We start from the raw sequence: 21558 nt of genomic DNA, 5'->3' as shown, positions 1-21558 counted from the left end.
GGCTCCTGTGGAGAAAACCGTGGCTGTGGATCAGTTCGTCGGCTGGTCCGGAGCGTGTTCCATGCAGGCCCTTGGCCCGGGGACGGCTACATATTTCGATCAGAAGGACCATGATCTGCCATGCTCGAAATATCGATCATCTGGCGCTCAGCGCCCTATGATTGAAATATTGAGCATTCCGGCAAATGCCTCGTATGATCAAAATATGAATCATCCTATCGCGCTGGTGTACGACACCGTCGAACTCGGCGAACGCCTGCGTCGGGCGCGCCAGGCTCGAGGCTTTCACCAGGGTGAGCTCGCTGACCGTATCGGGGTCACTCGTATGACCATCTCCCGCCTTGAGCGGGGGGAATCTGTCAGCGTCGATATAGCGCTGCGCGCATTGTCGGAGTGCGGAATGGCGCTCGCGCTGGTACCGAAGTTTTCCCGCGTGGCGGTGATCGATGGCGCGTAAGGCGCTTGACGTCTGGTTGTACGGCGTGCACATCGCGAGGCTGACCGAGCCACGCCGATTCCGCCTGCGGTTGGAATTCACCGAGGAGGCGCTCGACACCTTCGGCGACGGGAGTCGAGTCCTGTCTTTGGCTCTGCCCATTTCACCACGTCCAATCCAAGACAGGGACGGCGCGTTGCAGGTGTCGGCGTTCATCGAAGGTCTCCTGCCGGAGGGCAACCTGCGCCGTCACATCGCCACAGAAGCCGGCGTACCAATCAACGACACGATGACGCTGTTAGAACGGGTCGGCGCGGAATGTGCCGGCGCCGTGCAGGTCCTCGCCGCCGAGACAAAGCCCGGCGCCGGCCAGGTCCGCCGGTTGACCAAGCGGGAGGTAGAGAGTCTTATCGCGGACCTGCCGACGTACCACCTGCCCGATGGCGCCACACCGCAGGCATCGCTGGCCGGCATCCAGGACAAAGTGCTGTTGGTAGCTCTCCCCGACGGCGGATGGGGCTGGCCTGAAGCGGGCGCGGCCTCGACGCACATCGTCAAGCCCGAGCCGCTGGGTGGCGCCGTGAAGCATCTCGTCCAGACGGAAGACTGGGCACTGCGAGTGGCGCGGGCAACGGGCATAAACGCTGCGGCGTCCCGTTTAGAGCGGTTCGCAGGGCGCGAGGCCGTCGTCGTTGTCCGGTACGACCGAAGACCTGACGGTTACCGCCTGCATCAGGAGGATTTCTGTCAAGCGCTGGGTCTCGATCCTCAGGCCAAGTACGAAAGCACCAGCGAAGCAGCACGTTTGGGGTCGAGGCTACGTCGCGTAGCGCGCGCGGCCGCACCTAGGGCGCTGGACCCCGACCAGTTTCGGTTGGCCTTGCTGCAGGCTGTGACGTTCAACGTGGTGATCGGTAACGCCGACGCCCACTCCAAAAATTATTCAGTGATGATCAGCCGCGATGGCAGCGTTTCCCTGGCCCCGATCTACGATGCCGCGCCGGTGATGTACCTGGATCCCGCATTCAGAAGCACAGGCCATGTGATCAACGGTGAGACGAGGATTGACAACATCAACGTCGATGACCTGGCCGCCGAAGCCGCATCCTGGGGCATGGGGGTGCGACGAGCACGTGCGGTTGTGCAGTCATGCATGGAGGCCGTATACAGCTCGGTGGAACGCGCCCCGCTTCCATCGGGAGCCGAGTCGGTCAAGTCAAACCTCGATCAAGTGTGGACCCGATGCTCGTGGCCGACAGCGTCCTTGACATGCGGAGGTTCCGACTCCACCTCGGACGACGCCGGCCCGTAAAGCCGCCGCGTTTCGGTACACGTCTCGACTTCCCGGTACGGGCTTCGTTCTCGACCCGGCTTATTGACTCAGATCGCCAGCCGGCCACGGGTGATTGTGACCGCGCGACCGGTCAGGTCAACCCGGCCGTCGCGGAGTTGCAGGTCGATGCGCCCACCACGAGGTGATACTTGCAGGCCGACCAAGGCTGTCTTTGCCAGTTTCTTCGACCAGTAGGCTCCGAGAGTGCAATGCGCGGACGCAGTCACTGGGTCCTCGTCGATACCGGCAGCGGGCGCAAAGAAGCGGGACACGAAGTCGCTTTCGTCCTCGCCGCGCGCGGTGACGATGAGACCACGGGCGTCGAGGGCGGCCACCGCCGCCAGGTCTGGGGTCAACCCGCGCACGCTTTGCGGGGAATCTAGTTCGGCGAGCAGGTCGAGCCTTCCGCGCGCCGAATCACAGGGCGTAACACCAAGTGCTGCAACGAGTTTTGACGATACTCGCAACGGATGAGGATTGTCGGCGGGGAAGTCCAACGTGATTCGTCGGTCGCGTTCCAGGCGCGCGCCGAGGATGCCTCCACGAGAAGCGAACTCCAGAGCATCGGCCCGGTCGCCGGTCTCCCACACGATGTGCGCGGCGGCGAGGGTTCCGCTGCCGCACAACGCCAGTTCGGTTTGCGGGCTGAACCATCGCAGCTCCGACTGTGGCTGATCACGACGAACAAATGCGGTGGCGGGCAGGTTTAACTCGGCCGCCAGTTGTTGGAGCCACTCAGCCTCAGGCCAACCCGATTCGAGTACACAGACCGCAGCCGGGCCCCCGGCGAAAGGACGGTCAGTGAAGCAATCCACCGAGTAGATGCGCATCGACCAATCTTGACCGACGACATCGCACCCTGAATACGAGGTCGCACGCCGGCGCGCGAGCGCAACCTCACCGCGAGAATTGGTCGCGGATTTCGCAGTGGCGTTACGCTCGCGGACTCAACGCGGCGAACGCCCCGGCGTTTCCCGCCCCGCCAGCTCGGCCAGCATCGCGTTGTAGGCGGTCAGCTCGGCGTCGTCGTCGAGTTCGGCCGCGCGGTCCAGCCGCCGGGCGGTGCGCTTGTCGCTGCGCGCCCACTGCACCAGCAGCGCGATCATCACGATCACCAGCGGGACTTCGCCTGCGGCCCAAGCGATTCCGCCGCCCAAATGCTGGTCGCCGATCAGGTCGGTGTGCCAGGGCAATCCGAGCGAGCGGTAGTAGTCGGCGCCGAGCACCTTTCGGGTGCCCATCAGCACCACCCCGAAGAACGCGTGCAGCGGCAGGGACGCGAACACCACGCCGACCTTGGCCAGCGGTGGGATCGGCCGCGGCGTGGGGTCGACGCCGATGACGATCCAATAGAACACGTAGCCGCTGACCAGGAAGTGCACGTTCATCGCCAGGTGCCCGGCGTGACTGCTGACCGCGGTGTCGAACAGGTTCGACAGATACAGCCCGTAAAAGCCGGCGACGAACAGCACGGTGGCGACGATCGGGTTGGTGACGAATCGTGAATAGCGGCTGTGCAGCGCGGCCAGCAGCCACTCCCGCACGCCGGGCGGATCGTCGCGGCCGGCGGCGGGCAGGGCCCGCAGCGCCAGGCTGACCGGGGCGCCCAGCACCAGCAGGATCGGCACCAGCATCGAGAGCCCCATGTGGGCGACCATGTGCATGCTGAACATCGCCGGCATGTAGCGGCCGACGCCCGACGAGGTGACGAAGAGCAACGCCAGGCAGCCCAGCAGCCAGGCCGCGGTCCGCCCCGGCGGCCAGCGATCCCCGCGGCGGCGCAGCCGCACGACCCCCGCCACGTAAAGCGCGGCGAACACGATCGCGGCGGTGCCGAAGATCAGGTCGAAGCGCCAGTCGAACAGGATGCGCGCCACGGTGGGCGGGCCGTCGAAGTCGTAGCCGATCTCGGCCTCGGGAATCGTGGGCAGCCGGGCGGGCGGCGGCGGCGGCGCGGTGCGGCCCAGCCCGACCGCGATGCCGAAGGTGAGGCCGAACACCGCGGCCTCGATCAGCGCGAGCCTGATCAGCGCCCGGCGCCCTCGGGACCGGCTCTCGTCGGCTTGCAACGCCGCCACCGCCGAGCGGCGCTGGCGCCACCCGAGGGCGCCCAGCGCGCACAGCGCGACGAACTTGGCGACCACCAGCCGCCCGTAATCGGTGGTCAGCAGGTCCGACGGCAGCACCCGCACCAGCGCGTTCACCAATCCGCTGAGCGCCATCGCCACCCAGCACCACAGCGCAACCCTCGAGAAGCGCCGCACCGCCAGCCCGATGTGCTCACCGCGGCGCAGCGCGTGGGCGAGCAGCGCGAGCAGGCCGCCCGCCCACAGGCTGGCGGCGACGAGGTGGATCAGCAGGCTGTTGGTGGCCAGGTCGTGCGAGCCGCCGGCCGACGAGTGACCGGTCAGCCCGAGCGGAATCAGCGTCACCAGCGACGCGGCGAGCAGCACCGGCACCCAGGACCAGCGCAGCACCGGCAGGCTCGCCAGCGTGACCACCGCGGCCAGGATCGCGGTCCAGCGCCAGGCGGAGGCGGTGTTGATCAGGCCGGCCAGCGACCAGATCGCGCCGGGGTCGAGGTCGGTCAGCCGGTGCCCCGACACGTCCGAGATGGTCAGCGGGACCAGCAGCGCGGCGCACACCGCCCACGCACCCGAGGCGACCGTCCCGACCCGGAGCGCGCGGTACCCCCCGGCGTCGAGCACCCCGCTGGTCTGCGGGGGCACCATGAACGCCGCGAAGAGAAACGACCCGACGGCCAGGACGGCGGCGATCTCCCCCGCCGCCCGGACGAAGGGCAGCCCCAGCGTGGTCGCCGGCCCCGGATCGGGCAATCCGGTGGCGGACAGGGCGTCGGCCAGCGAGAGCGCCCCGATCCCCGCGGCCGTGCAGCCCGCCAGCACGGCGACGCCGATCAGCACCGGCCACACCAACGCGCGGCGTGCGGCTACCTGCTGGTCGATCGTCATGCACCCAGCGTATTGCGCGCACCCCGACTAGCGAGTGTGACCGTCCAGACGCGCCTTGGCCTCGCGCGCGACGAACTGGTTCCGCGCGATCCGTGCCACGTAGTCGGAATCATGCAGGATGTCCCGCAGCTCCCGCCGGAATGCGATCCGCCGGTCGGCGAGATCGTCGGCGGGCGCGATCAGGCCTTGGTCGACCACAACCTGGTACGCGGTGGCGAACAGCAGCGTCGACACCGATTCGCTGCTGCGGACCCGGGTCTGGGCCACGTATTGCCGGCCGACCCCCAGCGCCAACGCCGTCAGCTCCTTCTGGCCGACGTCGGCCGGGGCATCGCGCAACACGTCGGCGACGATCTCGTACGCCTCGAAGAAGACCCGCAGCATGGCGTCGGACATCAACGGACGCTTGGCGAACAGCATCGCCTCGATGGCGTCGCCGCCGGCGGCAACCTGGGCCTCCCAATTGTCGTGCCACGCCATCTCTTCGGCGATGTTGTCGCGGAACGTCGCCGAGTCGGCGAAATAGAAGTCGAACTTCAGCAGGTCGCGCAGCCGCATCGCCTGGACCCAGAACGCCTGGACGCGATCGCCGTCGACCCGCCTCGCGTGAGCGAGCGCGAGTTCGACGATCGAGGTCTCCAGGAAGGCGTGGATCACCGAGTTGCGGTAGAAGGCCGCGGCGTGTTGCTCGTTGGGCCTGATGAGCCACACCGGCTCCCGGCCGCCGTCGACCCGGGTGATGGGATGCCCGTTGGACAGCGTGTCGACCGCGGCCAGCACCCCGTCGCGGGTGCGCAGCCGCAGGGCGCTCGTCGACATCGGGTTGTGCTTGCGCTCGAGATAGTCCAGCGAGTCCTGCAAGGTGTGGTGCAGCTGTCCGAGCGTCAGCGCGGCGCCGCGGGTGGTCAGCAGCAACGCGCACACCAAGCCCGTGGCCGTGACCGGCGTCGCCTGCAGGATCCGCCACGCCACCTCGAACGACATCTTCTGCAGCGCAAGGCGTTTGGCGTCCTGATCCTGCGCGAGCGGGCCGTGCGGCGGGCCGAGGTACTGCCGCATCGAGACCGCCTCGGGGAAGCGGACGTAGATCTTGCCGTAGTTGCGTTCGCCTTGGGCCCGGATGAAGTTGTAGAGCCAGACGACGCCCTCGGGCGTCTTCTCACCGCCGCGGGCGTAGGCGGCGTATTCGGCGGTCTCGTGCAGCTGATCGAATCCGATCGACACCGGCTGCAGCAGGATGTCCTCGCTGCGGCCGTCCAGGTATGCGTCGGCAACGTAGGACAGCAGACCGAGCTTGGGCGGCAACATCTTTCCGGTCCGGGAACGGGTGCCCTCGATGGACCAGCTCAGGTTGAACCGCTTCTCGACGATGTAGCCGACGTACTCGCGCAGCACGTACTTGTAGAGCGGGTCGCCGCCGATGTTGCGGCGGATGAAGATGACTCCGGATCGGCGCAGCAGCGGCCCCATCACCCCGAAAGACAGGTTAATGCCTGCGAACACGTGCACCGGCGGGAGCCGGTTCTCCTGCATCGCCACCGGCACCACCGCGCCGTCGATGTAGGAGCGGTGCGAGAACAGCAGCACGGCCGGATGGGTTTCCAGCGCGGCGCGCATGGCCGCGATTTGATACTCGTCGTAGTCGATGTCCGGGTCGAATCCGCGGCTGAGCGCCCGGCCGAGCACGCCGACGAGGTCGACGGACACCCGGCTCCAGCCGGTGGCGAGTTCGTCGAGCATCTTGGCGGCTTCCTCGACGGTGGCGCCCGGGATCCGCTTCAGGCCCGCGCGAAAACGCGTGGACGCCAAGATCTCCGGCTTCACCAGCCGCGGCGACTTGTATTGCGGTCCGAGGATCCGGTACTCGGCGCGCTCGAGCGCCAGGATGGCGCGGCGGGTGACGAAATGCGCAAAGTCGTGCGTGTCCTCGCCGACGGTGGTGTCGCGCCACTGCTGGCGGAGTTCGGAAACCTTGGCCGGCTCGCCGGCCACCACCCGCGCGCGTTGCGGGTCGTTGCGCACGATGTGTCGTTGCTGACGTTGGTTGGGGTGGTAGGGATCCTGGCCGGGGAGCAACCCGGCCAACTGTGCGACCCTGCCGCGATTGGCCGGCGGCAGCCAGAACACCCGCACCGGGACGACCGACCGGTCGTCGTTCGATTCGGACTCCAGCCGCTGGGCAAGCTCCGACAGCGCCGCCGGCGGTGCATCGGGTTGCGGCAACGTCAACACGTCGAAGGCGATCTCGGGGGCGGCGGCGCGCTGCCGGCTGACCCAGGCCATGACCAGTTCCCGCTCGACCGGCGAGGTCATGGACGCCAATATCAGCGAATCTTGGGCGGCCAGGACTGCGCTGACATTCACGGCCGGTTTGGTCACGGCCGCCCTCGAGGCTGTTGTGCCTCACCGTCTTTCAGCGAGACCTCGGATGCGTTGGGGTTCGACTTCGCCGGCTTTGGTTTGGCCGGCGCCTTCTTCGCGGCAGCCTTCTTGGCCGGCGCCTTCTTCGCGGGGGGCTTGGCCTTTTTCGCGGCATTCTTCTCCGCGTACAGGTCGGCCTTCGGCAGTTCGTCGACCGGCCAGTTGGCCAGCGTGTCCAGGTAGAGCTGACGCACCTCGGCGATGTGCTCGGGCAGGTTCTCAATCGTCCAGTCCTGCACCGAAATCGGCGGGAACACCGCGACGTCGACGGTGCCGGGGTTGATCACGGTGGAGTTTCGGGCGGCGACGATCTCGGCGTTGCGGATCACGATCGGCACGATCGGGATGCCCACCGCCATCGCGATGCGGAAGGGGCCCTTCTTGAACGGCCCGACTTCGGTGGTGTCGACCCGGGTGCCCTCGGGGGCGATGACGATCGACAGCCCGTTGCGGGCGCGGTCTTCGACCGTGTGCATCGTCTCCACGGCGGCGACCGGGTCGTCGCGGTCGATGAACACGCCGTCGAGCAGCTTGCCGAGCGTTCCCATGATCGGGTCTTTTTGCAGTTCCTTCTTTCCCACGGCAACCCAGTTGTCGCGCACCAGCGCGCCGGCGATGACGGGGTCAACCTGGTTGCGGTGATTGAAGATGAAGACCGCGGGACGCTGTGCGTTCAGGTTCTCCTCGCCGATCACGTTGAGCTGCACCCCGGCGATCGCGAGCGACAACTGGGAGAAGGTCGAGGTGAAGAAGTTCACGCCGCGGCGTCGGCTGCGGGTCAGCACGCCGATGCCCACCGCGCCGGCGGCGACGGGAAACATCGAGCCGAAGCCGGCAAGGGTTCGTATCTGCCGCCGCAGGCCGAGGCGACCCCGGCTGTCGAATCGCAGGATCGGCCAGCCGCGGCGCTTGGCCACGGCGGCCATCTTGCCCTCGGGGTTGGTCGGCCTCGGATTGCCGACCAGATACATCAGGGCGACGTCCTCGTCGCCGTCGGCGTAGAAGTAGCTGTCCTTGAGGTCGATGCCGTTCTCGGCCGCAAATCGTTGCACCGCAGCGGCTTTCCCCGGGCCCCACAGGATCGGTTTCTGCACGCCGCCGGTGAGCATGCCGTCCTCGTTGGTCTCGAACTTGTTGGTGAGCATGTTGGAGATCCCGAGGAACCGCGCCACCGGGTTGACCTGGATGGTCAGCGCCGACGAACTCAACACCACGGTGTGTCCGCGGGCCACGTGGGCCCGCACCAGCTCGCGCATTTCGGGATAGATCCGCGATTCGATGCGTTGGACGAACAGCCGCTCGCCGATCTCCTCCAGATCGTCCAGCAGTCGCCCGGCCAGCGCCGCGGCGGCCTTGCCGATGAGGTCCTCGAATTCGATGCGGCCGAGGGTGTGGCTCAGCCCGGCCTGCACCATGCTGAGCAGTTCGCCCACGCCCATGTCGCGGCGCAGCAGCCGCTCCTGGGTCAGGATGACGGCGGTGAAGCCCGCGACCAGCGTCCCGTCCAGGTCGAAAAACGCGCCGATCTTCGGGCCGGGCGGGCTGGCCATGATCTCGGCGACCGAGCCGGGCAACCGCATGTCCTGCCCCGGCTTTGGGGCGCCCCGCTCGTCGGACGCGCTCATGAGCCCGCCGCCGATCGCGACGAAACGGCCGGTTCGGTGAACGAGGCGGGCACCGCGTGCGGCGCCGGATCACCGGCCAGCGCCAGGATCTCGTCGAAACCCTCCAGCAGGCACTGGGCGAACAACGCCTCGTTGCGCACGGCCGCGCGGTCGTAGCGCACGGTGATCGTGCACCAGCCGCCGCGGGAGATCAGCACCACCATCATCGCCACACCGGGCAGCGGGCCAATGCCATACTGCCGCAACACCTTTGCACCCGCGATGTAGGTGTCACCGGGATAGACGGGAACGTTGCTGGCCTGCACGTCCGAGCCGATCACCGAGCCGGTGATCCCCTCGAGCACCGCGGTGGGCAGCACGCTCAGCACCGGGGCGATCGAACCGATGATGTTCATCGCCGGCTCGTCGCGGCGCTGTGTCATCTGGGCGCGGATCTTCTTCATCCTGGCGACGGGATCGGCGGTGCCCAGGGGCGCCGCCAGGTTGACGCCGGTGAACCGGTTGCCGCCGGCCGTGTCGGCCTCGGCCCTCAGGTTGACCGGCACCGCCATCGGCAGGGTGCTGATCGGCACGCCGAGGGCCACGTGGTAGCGGCGCAGGGCGCCCGACAGGCCGGCGAGGTAGGCGTCGTTGATCGATCCGCCACCCGCCTTGGCGGCCTTGTGCAGGTCGGAGAGCGGGATGTCGATCGCTTCGGTGCGGGTGGCCAGGCTGCGCCGGCGCAGCAGCGGCGACGGCTCGGCGGCGCGGTTCATCACCCGCACCCCGGACATGGCGTAACCAACCGCTCCCCCGACGGTGGAAACGGGGTCGAGCACCGCTTTGCCGGCCGCCGACACCGCCCCCGCCACCGCGCCGACGACGCCGTTGACGAGGGCGAAGGGCAGGCGGCTGATGCCCTGCCGCATCAGGTCGTTGGGCGTCAGGTCCTGCGGAATGGGTTGTGGCGGCGTCGGCCTCGGCGGTGGGTCGCGCTCGAGGTCGTAGATCTCGGCGAACATCTCGACGCCACCGACGCCGTCGGTGACGGCGTGGCTGACGTGCAGCAGCGTCGCCGCCTTGCCGTCGGCCAGGCCCTCCACCAGGGTGGCCGTCCACAACGGCCGGGAGATGTCCAACGGCGACTGCAGGATCACTTCGGCGAGGTCGAACACCTCGCGCAACGTTCCGGCCCCGGACACGCGGACCCGGCGCACGTGGAAGTCCAGGTTGAAATCGGGATCGACCACCCAACGCGGAGAGGCCGTCGGCAGCGTCGGCACGACAACCTTTTGCCGCAGCCGCAGCACACGTCGGGAGGCGTTTTCGAACCGGGTGCGGAACCGGGTCCAGTCCGGCGTCGAGTCCAGGATCTCCAGCGCCATGATCCCCGACCGGGTCCGGGGATTCGCCTCACCCCGATGCATCAGATAGTCGACGGGTCCGAGCTCGTCGGACAATGTGACGCCCCCGCCCGACTCAGCCATGTTCAACCCGACGCGCCAACGTTGTCACCGCCGACCAAGCCTCCTGCCCCGGACCTGCCTCTTACCGGATCGTTCACCCAACGCTAGTCGGGTTGCCGCGGGGGTGAAAGGCGCGATCCGCCGCGCGAAGCTTGGCGACCGCTCAGCTGGCGGACGTTGCCGGCACCGGCACCGAATCCGTCAATGGGTAAGCGCGCCGCCCGTAAACGACGCCCAGGAAGTCGGCGACGGCGCCGGCGGCCAGCCGCGACCGGACCGTCGGGGTGATGTCGAAGGCGTGGTGCGCGTTGGCGAGTTCGGCGTAGCCCACGGTGGCGGCCCCGGCCTCCCGCAAGGCCGTGCAGAAGGCACGGGCCTGCCCGCTGGGCACCAGTTCGTCCTTGTCGCCGTGCAGCACGAAGAACGGCGGAGCCTGGTGGTGCACGTAGGTGATCGGCGACGCCGCCCGGAACCGGTCCGGGTTTTCGTGGTAGCGGGTCTTCAGGACGAAGTGCTCGAGGAACGGCAGCATCAACTCGTGCATGTTCTCGGCGTCGGTGAAGTCGTACACGCCGTAATACGGCGCGACGGCCTGCACGCTGGTGTCGGCGTCCTCGAAGCCCGGTTGGAACCGCGGGTCGTTCGGCGTGAGCGCGGCCAGCGACGCCAGGTGTCCGCCCGCCGACCCGCCGGTGATCGCCATGAAGTCGGGATCGCCGCCGTAGTCGGCGATGTTCTCGCGGACCCACGCGATCGCCCTCTTGACGTCGATGAGGTGCGTCGGGAAGGTGCAGCGCGGGCTCCTGCTGTAGTTGATCGAGACGCAGATCCAGCCGAGTTCGACCATCTGGCTCATCAGGGTGTAGGCCTGATGACGCTTGCCGTTGACCGCCCACGCGCCTCCGGGGACCTGGATCAGTACCGGCGCGCGGCGCCCGGGCGCGGTGTCCTCCCGCCGCCAGATGTCGAGCAGGTGTTCGCTGCCGCCCGGGCCGTAGGGGATGTCGGAGGTCTGCGCCGCGTAGCGGCGGTGCGGCCCGGGCCTGCGCAGCAGGCCGCCCCGCGAGGCGCACGGGGACGGGCCGCAGGCCGGGTGGCGCACCAGGTCCCGGAAGTCCGGCCCGAAGCATTCCTCGAGCGCGGCGGTGAGGGCCTCATCGGCCTTCTGCGCGGCCCAGGTGGCGCCGACACGCCCGATGGAGGGCCGCGAGACCCGGGTCAACGCATGCCCGGTGACGACGTGCGGGGGAAACTCCGTGGACAGCCAGCCGGCCACCCAGCCGACCGCGAACGGCGAGCCGCGCAGCAACAACGCCCCGGCTCGGTAGGTGTCCCGGGCGTCGGCGGCCAGCCGCAGTGCCTGGGCGCCGGCCCACGAGCACCGCGAAGTCAAGTTCAAGGCCACGCTCATTCAACGCACCCCTCGACGTTATGCACACGCTTCGTTGCGGTGAACGGTTGTTTATCAACCGGTGTTCTACGTGTGTCGAGGCTCACACGATATCCGATAAGCGCTCCGCTGGAAGACCTTTCGGGCGCGTCGCGTTCGGCGAGTCCTTCGGGCGTGTCGCGTTCGATAGACTGACCTGCACATTGCCTCCGTAGCTCAGGTGGATAGAGCAAGGGCCTTCTAATCCCTAGGTCGCACGTTCGAGTCGTGCCGGGGGCACTGCAAGCGTGTATGACCTCGGCTGATGCGTGACAGTTCGTCTTCGGCTGATGGGTGACAGTGTTTCCGAGTCGAGCGGTGTGCGGTTGAGGGCTGCCCCGACCGCCTACGCCGCCACCTCCAGGCTCGTGAGCCCGCGCAGCACCGGATTCGCCCGGTACACGGGGAGGTCCTCCACGAGCGAGAGCCCCGGGAACCGCTTCGTCAGCGCGTCGAACGCGAGCTGCGCCTCGAGCCTTGCAAGCGGCGCCCCGAGGCAGAAGTGGGTGCCGAATCCGAACGCGAGGTGCGGGTTTGGGTTGCGCGCGAGGTGAAGCTGGTCGGGGTCGTCGAACATGTCGGGGTCGTGGTTCGCCGAGCCGATGCTCACGAGCACGAGTGCGCCCTCCGGGATCACCTGGTCGTCGATCGCGACGTCTTCGAGCGCGACACGCACCGTCGCCTGCACGGGTCCGTCGTAGCGGAGCAGCTCTTCGATCGCGGTCGGGAGCAGCGCGCGATCGTTGCACAGCCGCGTCCACTGATCGGGCTCGCGCAACAGGGCGAGCGTGCCGTTGCCGATCAGGTTCGTCGTCGTCTCATGGCCGGCAAGCAGCAGCAGGTTACCGGTTGCGAGCAGCTCGGCGTCGGTGAGCGCGTCGCGCTCCTCCTGAGCCGCGATCATCGCGCTGATCAGGTCCTCGCGCGGGGCGCGGCGGCGGGCGGCGATGATGTCGGCGAGATAGTCGAAGATCTGCCGCGCCGCCTCGGCGCCGGTTGCGCGCGCCTCCGCGCTCGTCGACCCGACGCCGTTGATCATCGCGCTCGACCAACTACGGAACTGACGGTGGTCCTCGACCGGGACGCCGAGCAGCTCGGCGATGACGATTGCCGGGAGCGGCTCGGCAAGGTCGTGGATCAGGTCGAAGATGCCCTTGGCGTGCGCTTCGTCGACGAGCTCGCGGACGATCGCCTCGACGTGACCGCGCAGCGCGGCGATGCGCTTGGGTGTGAAGGCCTTGTTGACGAGCTTGCGGACGCGCGTGTGGTCGGGCGGGTCCATGACCAGCATCGAGCGCCTGCCAGTCGCGCTCTGGCGCAGGAACTCCGGCATGCGGTCGAGGTTTTCGCGCATGAGCGGCGCGCGCAGGCGCTCGACCGAGAAGCGCGGGTCACGCAGCACCGAGTGGACGTCGCGGTAGCGCGTGAGCATCCACATGCCGGGGCCGGCGTAGTCCGGGACCGGCACCTCGAGCACGGGCCGCACGGTGCGGATCACGGAGTAGATCGGGTAGGGATTCTCGAGCGAGCCGGCGCTGCGCAGCGGCAGGAGCAGGTCGAACTCAGCGGAGCCGTTAGAAGAAGCATGGGGTGACGACCGGTCGGGAGAGGGCGCCGAGCGCTGCCAGGTACGAGACGTCATGGCGGGATCCCCTGGACGAGCGCAATGTTGAGAATGACCGGGTGACCGGCAACAATAACACCGTGCCAACGATCGCCTCAAGCGAAGCGCACCCTGCATCTTCAGCTCGATAGCAAAGGCGCGCTGCTGCTTCGTGATCCGACACTTCCGAGCCGTCCGAGTCCTGCGCGTGGTGCTTGCCGTCGTGCGCGTCATGCCCCGCTACCTGCTGCTCCTGGCGCGCGATCGCACGGCTCGATGGCCGACGACCGACGCCGACTGGCAGCGCGCCCACCGCGCGGCGGCCCGCGAGATCAAGCACGTCGCGCTCTCGCTGGCCGGCGCCTTCACGAAGGCCGCCCAGATCCAGGGCGCACGGGCCGACTTCTTACCGGCGCCCTTCATCGAGGAACTGAGCCAATTCCACGATGCGGTGCCGCCGCGGCCCTTCGAGACGCTGCGGCCGCTCGTCGAGCGCGACCTCGGCCGCCCCCTCGACGAGGTGTTCGCGACGGTCGATCGCCGGGCCCTCGCCGCCGCTTCGTTGGCGCAGGTGCACCGCGCGACGCTGCGCGACGGCAGCCAGGTCGTCCTGAAGATCCGCTACCCCGAGATCCCGAAGATCATCCCGCTCGACCTCGGCATGCTGCGCCGCGTGGTCGGGATTGTCATGCTCGTGCAGCGGCGCATCGACCTGCGAGCGCTCGTCACCGAGACGACGCGTTTCATCGAGCTCGAGCTCGACTTCGCGCGTGAGGCGCGCTCGACCGAGCGGCTCGCGGAAAGCCTCACCGACATGGACTTCGTGGTCGTCCCGCGCGTGCATCCGGAGCTGTGCGGCGACAACATGATTGTGCTCGAGTACCTGGAGGGCATCCAGGTCGCGCGCACGAAGGAGCTGGTCGCGGCGGGCCACAAGCTCACGGAGATCGCGCGCAAGATCGGCGCGCTCTACGGCACGATGATCTTCGAGCAGGGCTTCTTCCACGGCGATCCGCACCCCGGGAACCTGCTGATCCTCCCCGACGGCCGGATCGGCCTCCTCGACTTCGGTTTGGCCAAGGAGCTGCCGCCCGGCTTCGCGCGGCTCGTCGCGACGATGATGGTCTGTTCGATGATTGGCGACTCGCGATCCGCGTTCGCCGCGGCCGAGCAGCTCGGCTTCGACGTCGCCTCGATGAAACCCGACAACCTGCGCACGCTGATGCTGATGACGATCGGCGACAGCGATACCGAGGCCGGCTTCTTCGAGATCCTGGGCGAGACGAGCCTGCGCAAGATCCCGGAGGACTTCGCGCTCGTCGGGCGCACGCTGATCCTGCTGAACGGGCTCTCGCATCGGCTCGCGCCCGGGCGCCGGCTCATCCAGGCCGAGCTACTCAAGCACCTCGCCGCGGGCGCGGCCCGAGCGGACCGCGACGAGCCGGTCTCAGCGGCGCGCAGGTCGATGTAGCAAGCAAGGAGGACGAGCCCCGGGACAGTTCTCCGAACTAGTCCCCGCACAGCTCGGCAGGAGCCTTTTCTGTCGCTGACGCCTGTCATTGACAGCTGTCAGCGAGTGAGCGTAGCGTTCCGACGTATGGAGTCGGTGGCTGAGTCACCAGCCAGAAGCGTCCGCGAAGCGCGGAGACTCGAGACGCGAGAGCGCCTGTTCGACGCAGCGCTGGACGAGATTTCGCGGCGCGGGCTCGCCGCCGCCGATGTCAGCGCGATCGCGACCGTGGCGGGTGTCGTACGAGGAACCTTCTATTTCCACTTCCCGACAAAGGAACACGTCCTCGTCGAAGTGGAGCGCAAAGAGGAGGTTCGGATTGTCGACGACCTTGGTGAGGCCGAGGGCGACCTGGAATCCGTTCTGACACGAGTGGTGCGGCACATCCTCGACGCGGAACGGCGACTCGGCGCAGTGGTGTTTCGCGACATGCTCGGACTGCACTTCTCCTCGACCCGCCCAGTTGAAGAGGAGTTGGGACAACACCCGCTCGCGGAGTTTGTGGTGGGCGAAATCAGCCGGGCACAACAAGCAGGGCAAGTTCCCCCGCAGGCGGACCCCCAGGAGCTTGGCACCTTCTTCCTCACCGGCCTCTTCGCGCTGCTGGCCACCGGGGCGCACGATGCCGGGTTCCTGGACCGATACGTCACCACCATTGTCAAAGGAATGGAGAACCGATGAGACGCGGAGGAATAGAGGGCTACCGGGACTTTTTGGCTGAGCGTGACGGTGAGGCCGATCTGCTCAACCGACGGCTGGCCAAGCGCGAGAAGTTCTTCAACGAACTTGAAGCCAATCCCGTACGGTCGGCCCATCCCGCCGACCGGCCGACCTTCCTGCGCAACTTGCGGCGTAGGCGTCCCGAGCCCGGCTTGGACGACAAAATGTTGTTCCTGTTGGCGACGGCCAAATTGAACCAGGCGGAACGATTCGGGGTGGGGTTGGGCGAAACCTACGGGCGCAACAGTGATGAGAGCCTGCCGCCCGAGAACGTCTACCTCGAGCTTGAAGAGCACTACCACACCAGGCTGCTGGCATATGCGCTGGACGTGTTCGATCTGACCTTCCAGGTGGTCCCGCCGCCGTTTGTGATGCGGCAGTTCGTCAAGACGGGCGTGTTCCTGCCCCCGCGGCTCGGCTTCATGTTCGTCGGAGCCGCTGAGATGGCGGGCTGCATCATGTTTGACGAATTGCGTCGCGTCGGCATCAAACTGTTCGCCGATGAACCCGCGGTCGCCGAACGAATTGAATTGCTTTACAGCGAGATTCTCACAGACGAGATCGGCCATGTCGGCTACTGCGCCTCACGGTGCACATCCGCGGAGCGGGCGATCATGCGTCGCATCTACCCGCTCATCGGACGACTCTTCGCGCGGCAAACCGCAGAAATCAGCCTCTTGCTCGAGCCGAAAGCGTTGCACGCGCGACTCGACCGCCCCTTCAACGTCGACGAACTCACGGCAGGGTTGAACAACGAGACATATCTCGTGACGCATCCCTGACTTGCACGGCGTGACCGCAAGGTGTGCGCGACGGCCCTTCGCTGTCACCCGTCAGCGGCGTCCGCGGCGGCGATCAACGCCCTGCCCAGCTTGCGCGCTTCGGAAGGCGTGATGACCGGAGCGTCGGCGCCGTCGATGATGATCTCGCGCTCGGCGTGCCCATCCGCGTACTGCCGGCCGATGACGGACACGACGATATGGCCGACGTCGGCGCGCCGACCACGCTTGGTGACGTGCTCGATTCTCCACTCCGGGCCGTCGAACACCCTGAAGCCCGCGCCGATGCTTTCCCAGTCGCCGACGCAGGTTGCACCGCTGGGTGCTGCAAGGGCGAAGTTCATGGCGAGATCGCTTCCGCGATCCCGCGCGGCTGCTGTGGTCATGGTTCGTTCTCCTCGGGAGGCGTAGTCACTTGACTACACCACAGGCGGAGCACTGTAGTCAAGTGACTACACCATGGAGGCGCCCGCAGCGGCCGTGATTGTGGTCACGCCGTTGCGAGGGAGAATGGCGGCCATGAACGAGAACCTCGGAATCGATGTTTCGCTCTTCTGCCCGGAACAGCATCACGTCGGCAACCTCAGGAAGTTCGCCGACGAGATCGGCTATCAGCCCAGAGGCGGACAGCTCGGGGCGTGGCCGCCACACCGGTCTGACTCATGGTGGGAAGTCCGGTGCCCGGACGGCTGCCCCGGCGTGTTGGGCGGCGCCGTGGAACCCATCCGCCAGGAGGTGAAGAGGCTCGCCGACGACCCCAAACGGACGATGGCCCACTACACCCTGAAGAGGGTGGGCTGAACACGCCGACGGCGCCGCGTGGGACACCGCCGCCCGGTTTAACGCGCAATGAATCTCTTGGCAACATCGACGCGCGCCGTCTGGCACCGCGGACGGCATAGTGGTTCGATCGAAATCGAAAGCGATGCAACGATTTCAGGAGATTCCATGGCAACTCTGCCAGTCCAGCGTCAACCCAGAACATTGGTGCCCGATCTCGCCGAGCTCTTCAGCGGCACTCCCCTGCTGGCCGGCCTGCGTCCGCTGTTCGACCGCAACCTCCTCCGCGTCGAGGACGAGATCAACGATGGCCGCTACGAGGTGCGCGCCGAGATTCCCGGCGTCGACCCCGCGAAGGACATCGACATCACCGTGCACGACGGAATGCTCACCATCAAGGCGGTGCGCAGCCAGGCCGTCGAGTCCCACGGCCGGTCCGAGTTCAGCTATGGAGCCTTCGCGCGCTCGGTTCCGCTGCCCGCCGGTGCCAACGTCGACGACGTCCATGCCACCTACGAAAAGGGCATCCTGGCGATCTCGGTGCCGGTGCCCAACGGTGGCCCGACGGCCAAGCGCATCGAGGTCGAAACTCGGGAGTGATTCGCGGCCGCTGCGCCGATCACGTCGGGGGCGGGGCCGGCTGGCCGGTAGGAATCGCACCGTTGCAGCCACCCGGCGGCGGCGGGCCGGGGAGAGGTTCGTCGCCGCCGACACAGTCGTAGTAAAACTGCGGGCCGACAAGCCAGGTCTTCATCCACTGGTGCCAAAATGACCCGTCGGGATACTTTTCGCCATCGCACACCGCCAAATTGCCGTAGCCCCATCGCCCACCCGGGCAGTAGCCCTTCGTCATGTCCGGCTGATGCGGGTCGGGTGGATCGGCGCTGGCGACCGCGGTCGAAAACACGCACGCCGCAGCACAACCCACTACCGCAGCGCCAAGGCGGGTAAGCGTCAACTTCATTCCGACTCCCTTAACCGTTGAATCAATCCAGCCGATCTGCCGATGAGACGTAGTTGGATGGAGCTTCCCGAGGAAATCTAAAGTCCGCTTCGTCCTGATCAAGAGCCGACATTTCTGTTAGCTGACGATCTGATTTCGATAGTTTACGACGCGGCGGATTGGCGATGTCAACGTCGAAAAAGTGTGTGCTCACCGCGAACGTGAGTCGGGATCGAGGGATCGTTCAATCCACGTCGAGTGGTCCCGACGACAAAGGCCGTTCGCCGAAATCCACCGGCCGCCTGCCCGAGTCAAATCCGTTATCTCCAAACGGGTTAGAAATCCTTCGTTCGCGTCGCGTCGGAAGCGTCGAGACAGACCCGATCGGCAACTCCGCGTGTGGTCGCGACCGTCACCCGGTCACTGGTTGAAAAAGTTCCGGAAAAAGTGTCTGCGTAAGACCCTTTCGACTCTCCTACCGGTGACCGGGGCGCGCTCGGGTCGCGCCCCACGACGGAAACGGAGCAGAGCATGAATACCACCCGCGGCCTCGACCTGATCGCCCCCGCGGCGCCAAAACAAAGGGCCACCGGGCGCCCCGCGCTGGTCGAACACCTGCGCCGGCTGCGCGAGAACGCCGCGCTCTTCGCGAGGCTGGCGCAAGAAGCCGGCATCCACACCGGTGACAGCGAGGGCGCCAACAAGATCCCCTGCATCGTCGGCAGCTCGATCACAGCGCTGCGACTGTCGGACGCTCTGGTGCGGCGCGGCATCTATGCCGACCCGGTCCTTTTCCCCGCCGCGCCGGAAGATCAGGCCCGTCTGCGTTTCTTCGTCACCAGCTGCCACTCGTCCGAACAGATCCGGTTCATGATCGACGTGCTGGCCGAGGAGCTGAAGCTGCTGAACGCCGTCAGCCCTGCCCTAGAGCCTCCCGGCGACGAAGCCGGCGGCCTGGTCCACCAGCCCGGAACCGATGTATGAGGGCTGCAGGTGCGACGGCCAATTCGTGCCTCTCCCGCAGATGGGGTCGCCGGCGGCGCACTGGTCGATCGTCTTGCCGGCGAACGCGGGGGCCAGCCCGTGGGTGCCATTACCGAACAACGCGACCGCTGCGATGTGCTGATCCACACCCGGCGGCAGCCCAGCCCACATCGCACGGTCAACCACCTCAGCGCCCAACGAGTAGCCGCCGAGCACGATGCGGGTGTTCGGGCAACTTCTGGCCATCGATTCGACGTGGGCGCCGATATCGTTCGCGCCGCTGCCCGTGGTGATGTTGGCGGGGTAATTCACCCCATAGACCCCGATCGACATTCGCGTCTTGCCGCGCAGCGAATTGACGAATGCGTCTCCGACTGCGCCGACGCCGGGTGGCTCCTCTCGCCCGCGAGCGAAAACCACCTCGGCGTCGGGGCAGGCCGCGGATGCCGCGGGAATCAGTCCCGCGATCGGGGAAGGCGTCGCCGCCTGGGCAATAGCCAATGCGGCCGCTAGCGGAGTGGCGGCCGTCAGGCTGAGGACACGCTGCGCGCCTGGTGTTATCCCGACAAGCCTCATGACGCGATATTACGGACTTGGTATGTGAGGCCGCTTTGGCTTTTCGGTTTGCTGGCGGCCAAAGCGGCGCTCGAATAATCAGACGCTCAGGGGTGTCGCGCAATGCACTGCGCGTGTCAGCATTGGGACGTGAAAGCACACCGATTCTCCCATTTGCTGGGTACCGCCGTGGTCACCGCCTCGGCGGCGCTGCTGAGCGCACCGATCCTCGCTGGGCCGGCCTCCGCCGCTGCATGCCCTGATGCCGAGGTGACTTTCGCCCGCGGCACCGACGAGGCACCCGGTGTTGGCGCGGTCGGACAGCAATTCATCGATGCCCTGCGCTCGCAGGTCGGGGGCCGGTCTGTTGGGGTGTACCCGGTCAACTACCCCGCCGGCGACGATCTCGCCCCCTCCGCGTCGGCCGGCGCCAACGACGCGCACGCTCACGTTCGGTCCATGGTTGCGACCTGTCCGAACACCAAGCTGGTCCTCGGCGGGTATTCCCAAGGCGCGGGCGTGATCGATCTGACCACTATCGCCCGTGCGCCGGTCGCGGGCTTGGTCCCCGACATTCTCACGTCCGACGAGGCCGATCACGTTGCCGCGGTCGCCACGTTCGGCAATCCGTCCGGGAGATTTTTGGGAGCGCCGATAACTGAGCTCAGCCCGTGGTACGGGGCGAAGGCCGTTGACTTGTGTGCGCCCGGTGATCCGGTATGCGCTCCGGGCGCGCTGCTGACGCTGCCGACGCACGACGAGTTGTTCTCCCCCGAGCACCTTTCCTACACCCACAACGGAATGCCCAGTCAGGCAGCGACTTTCGTGGCGGGGCGGCTCTGACGCACGTCTTGGGGGACGGGTTCCCGCTGATCGTTTTTCATCGCCAATGACCACGATGCGGCGTCAGGTGACGCCGATGCTACTTCTGTCCTAAATGCGTTGCGGTGCAACGAATTCATTACTGCGGACCGCCGCGAGGGTTGGCAGACGCGCCCACCGACGTCCGTCACGGCGCGAGCCGGACGAACCCGGGCGACGAATCGACCGGACCGCCGCCGGCCGTGCCAGCACCGCCGGTGCCGACGCCGCCGACACCGCCGGCATTGCCGGGTGAGCCCCCCGGCTGCGGACTTGGAGCAGGAGGCTCCGCCTGGTCCGGTGCGGGCGGCGGCTGCTCCGGCGGAGGCTGCACCTGTTGTGGTGGAGGTGGCGGTCGTTTCGGTGGTGGCGGCGCCGCCACGGGCTGGCGCGGCGCGCGGATCTGCGCCGCCGGCGGCGGTGCTGCCGGGGTCGGCGGCGGGTTGGGATCGGTGATCTCGCCGGAGGGAACTACGACGACCCGGCGCGCCGACCCCTCCCATCCCGCGCGGTTGGCCCGGATCGAGGCGATCTTGCCTTGGTTGTGGGGGCAGTACGCCCCCACCGCTGCGGTGATGAAGCGGGCCTCCGTCCGCGCGAGGCGACCGGGCGCGTATTGGCGTTCGCTCGGGTCGATGCCGAACGCGTTGTCCACCATCGCGTCCACCAGACCGGAAGCCGACATGCCGGCATCGAGTGTGCGACAAACGTCGTGGGCCGTGTCGATGAGGCTGGGCACGCCCTGCAATGCGGGGATTCCCTGCTGATCGAGCAACGCCAAGAACTGGTCGTCCTGGTTCGAGTCGGCCGCTGCGGCACCGCCGCGCAGAATCGCGGCGCCGGTGAGCGCCACGATCGCGACGCCCGCAGCACTGGGGTGGCCGGTCCTGCCGGTGAACATCGGGCGGATTCCGTTCTGATAGGGCCGTCGCATGACGGAGGTCGGGTCGTGATCGTCACCCCCCCAACGCGCACCGGCCGGGTCGCCGGCGCGGCGCTGCAAGCCAAGCAGCTCGTTCACCCTGTATTCATTTTGCGTTCATCGTAGATCCACACGATCCCGCGGTAAAGAACGAGCTTTCTCGGACCGCGCTGTACAGCTGCGCGGAGATTCCCACGCGCGGGTGGAACAGAAGCACCGCACCATGGCAATGGCGCGCCC

General features: G+C 67.3%; 20 protein-coding genes and 1 tRNA gene. 10 read left to right on the top strand and 11 right to left on the bottom strand.

Annotated elements, in window-relative coordinates; translation table 11 throughout:
• Positions 1-19 precede the first annotated feature (19 nt).
• Together A5696_RS28280 and A5696_RS08375 are read left to right on the top strand one after the other, a co-directional pair.
• The gene (locus A5696_RS28280; protein WP_231964262.1) at positions 20-457 is read left to right on the top strand and encodes a helix-turn-helix domain-containing protein; all 438 of its coding nucleotides are present in this window, start codon (positions 20-22) and stop codon (positions 455-457) included.
• The gene (locus A5696_RS08375) at positions 447-1748 is read left to right on the top strand and encodes a type II toxin-antitoxin system HipA family toxin (protein WP_067876233.1); all 1302 of its coding nucleotides are present in this window, start codon (positions 447-449) and stop codon (positions 1746-1748) included. Before A5696_RS28280 ends, A5696_RS08375 begins: the two co-directional genes overlap by 11 nt.
• A gap of 68 nt (positions 1749-1816) precedes the next feature.
• On the opposite strand, the gene A5696_RS08370 is transcribed toward A5696_RS08375, so the two are convergent.
• The 6 genes from A5696_RS08370 to A5696_RS08345 form a co-directional block, all read right to left on the bottom strand.
• Positions 1817-2599: a PhzF family phenazine biosynthesis protein gene (locus A5696_RS08370; protein ID WP_067876230.1), complete on the bottom strand. Its 783-nt coding sequence runs from the start codon at positions 2597-2599 to the stop codon at positions 1817-1819.
• A gap of 117 nt (positions 2600-2716) precedes the next feature.
• Positions 2717-4741: a cytochrome c oxidase assembly protein gene (locus tag A5696_RS08365; RefSeq protein WP_067876227.1), complete on the bottom strand. Its 2025-nt coding sequence runs from the start codon at positions 4739-4741 to the stop codon at positions 2717-2719.
• A 27-nt stretch (positions 4742-4768) separates the two neighbouring features.
• On the bottom strand, positions 4769-7120 hold the full coding sequence (locus A5696_RS08360; RefSeq protein WP_067876224.1) for a glycerol-3-phosphate 1-O-acyltransferase: 2352 nt from the start codon (positions 7118-7120) through the stop codon (positions 4769-4771).
• On the bottom strand, positions 7117-8787 hold the full coding sequence (locus A5696_RS08355; protein WP_067876222.1) for an HAD-IB family hydrolase/lysophospholipid acyltransferase family protein: 1671 nt from the start codon (positions 8785-8787) through the stop codon (positions 7117-7119). The genes A5696_RS08360 and A5696_RS08355 overlap by 4 nt, the downstream gene beginning before the upstream one ends.
• A complete protein-coding gene (locus tag A5696_RS08350) occupies positions 8784-10253 on the bottom strand; it encodes a wax ester/triacylglycerol synthase family O-acyltransferase (RefSeq protein ID WP_067876219.1) in 1470 nt (489 codons plus the stop codon). Before A5696_RS08350 ends, A5696_RS08355 begins: the two co-directional genes overlap by 4 nt.
• A 142-nt stretch (positions 10254-10395) precedes the next feature.
• Positions 10396-11643 carry an alpha/beta hydrolase gene (locus A5696_RS08345; protein ID WP_067876216.1) on the bottom strand — a complete coding sequence of 416 codons (1248 nt, stop codon included), beginning with the start codon at positions 11641-11643 and terminating at the stop codon, positions 10396-10398.
• 184 nt (positions 11644-11827) lie between these two features.
• On the opposite strand from A5696_RS08345, the gene A5696_RS08340 reads away from it, so the two are divergent.
• Positions 11828-11901, top strand: a tRNA-Arg gene (locus A5696_RS08340).
• A 106-nt stretch (positions 11902-12007) separates the two neighbouring features.
• Here A5696_RS08340 and A5696_RS08335 read toward each other — a convergent pair.
• Positions 12008-13159 carry a cytochrome P450 gene (locus tag A5696_RS08335; protein WP_156738300.1) on the bottom strand — a complete coding sequence of 384 codons (1152 nt, stop codon included), beginning with the start codon at positions 13157-13159 and terminating at the stop codon, positions 12008-12010.
• A 313-nt stretch (positions 13160-13472) separates the two neighbouring features.
• Here A5696_RS08335 and A5696_RS08330 point away from each other — a divergent pair, with 313 nt between their 5' ends.
• The 3 genes from A5696_RS08330 (at position 13473) to A5696_RS08320 (ending at position 16276) form a co-directional block, all read left to right on the top strand.
• On the top strand, positions 13473-14735 hold the full coding sequence (locus tag A5696_RS08330; RefSeq protein WP_067876213.1) for an AarF/ABC1/UbiB kinase family protein: 1263 nt from the start codon (positions 13473-13475) through the stop codon (positions 14733-14735).
• Positions 14736-14861: 126 nt separating this feature from the next.
• Positions 14862-15455, top strand: coding sequence for a TetR/AcrR family transcriptional regulator (locus A5696_RS08325; protein ID WP_067876210.1), 594 nt, complete (start codon positions 14862-14864; stop codon positions 15453-15455).
• Positions 15452-16276: a hypothetical protein gene (locus A5696_RS08320; RefSeq protein WP_067876206.1), complete on the top strand. Its 825-nt coding sequence runs from the start codon at positions 15452-15454 to the stop codon at positions 16274-16276. Before A5696_RS08325 ends, A5696_RS08320 begins: the two co-directional genes overlap by 4 nt.
• Positions 16277-16320: 44 nt before the next feature.
• Here the strand turns inward: A5696_RS08320 and A5696_RS08315 are convergent, their stop codons facing one another.
• Positions 16321-16659 (bottom strand): hypothetical protein, encoded by a 339-nt coding sequence (locus A5696_RS08315; RefSeq protein ID WP_231964261.1) that lies wholly within the window; start codon positions 16657-16659, stop codon positions 16321-16323.
• Between the two features lie 133 nt (positions 16660-16792).
• Between A5696_RS08315 and A5696_RS08310 the strand changes: the two genes are divergently transcribed.
• The gene (locus tag A5696_RS08310; RefSeq protein ID WP_156738299.1) at positions 16793-17074 is read left to right on the top strand and encodes a hypothetical protein; all 282 of its coding nucleotides are present in this window, start codon (positions 16793-16795) and stop codon (positions 17072-17074) included.
• Between the two features lie 147 nt (positions 17075-17221).
• On the top strand, positions 17222-17653 hold the full coding sequence (locus tag A5696_RS08305; protein ID WP_067876200.1) for an Hsp20/alpha crystallin family protein: 432 nt from the start codon (positions 17222-17224) through the stop codon (positions 17651-17653).
• A gap of 19 nt (positions 17654-17672) precedes the next feature.
• Here the strand turns inward: A5696_RS08305 and A5696_RS08300 are convergent, their stop codons facing one another.
• Positions 17673-18017: a hypothetical protein gene (locus tag A5696_RS08300; RefSeq protein WP_067876197.1), complete on the bottom strand. Its 345-nt coding sequence runs from the start codon at positions 18015-18017 to the stop codon at positions 17673-17675.
• A 510-nt stretch (positions 18018-18527) separates the two neighbouring features.
• Here A5696_RS08300 and A5696_RS08295 point away from each other — a divergent pair.
• Complete coding sequence (locus A5696_RS08295; RefSeq protein WP_067876193.1) at positions 18528-18980, top strand: hypothetical protein; 453 nt, start codon at positions 18528-18530, stop codon at positions 18978-18980.
• Here the strand turns inward: A5696_RS08295 and A5696_RS08290 are convergent.
• Positions 18921-19556: a cutinase family protein gene (locus A5696_RS08290; protein ID WP_067876190.1), complete on the bottom strand. Its 636-nt coding sequence runs from the start codon at positions 19554-19556 to the stop codon at positions 18921-18923. The genes A5696_RS08295 and A5696_RS08290 overlap by 60 nt on opposite strands.
• Positions 19557-19685: 129 nt before the next feature.
• Here A5696_RS08290 and A5696_RS08285 point away from each other — a divergent pair, with 129 nt between their 5' ends.
• Positions 19686-20378: a cutinase family protein gene (locus A5696_RS08285; protein ID WP_304442249.1), complete on the top strand. Its 693-nt coding sequence runs from the start codon at positions 19686-19688 to the stop codon at positions 20376-20378.
• A 166-nt stretch (positions 20379-20544) separates the two neighbouring features.
• Here the strand turns inward: A5696_RS08285 and A5696_RS08280 are convergent, their stop codons facing one another.
• On the bottom strand, positions 20545-21297 hold the full coding sequence (locus A5696_RS08280; RefSeq protein WP_067876616.1) for a DUF732 domain-containing protein: 753 nt from the start codon (positions 21295-21297) through the stop codon (positions 20545-20547).
• Positions 21298-21558 lie beyond the last annotated feature (261 nt).

This window comes from Mycobacterium sp. E2699, from assembly GCF_001666745.1.
Taxonomy (GTDB): domain Bacteria; phylum Actinomycetota; class Actinomycetes; order Mycobacteriales; family Mycobacteriaceae; genus Mycobacterium.
Note: the sequence above shows the minus strand (reverse complement) of the source record. Positions and strands in the feature narration are given on the sequence as shown.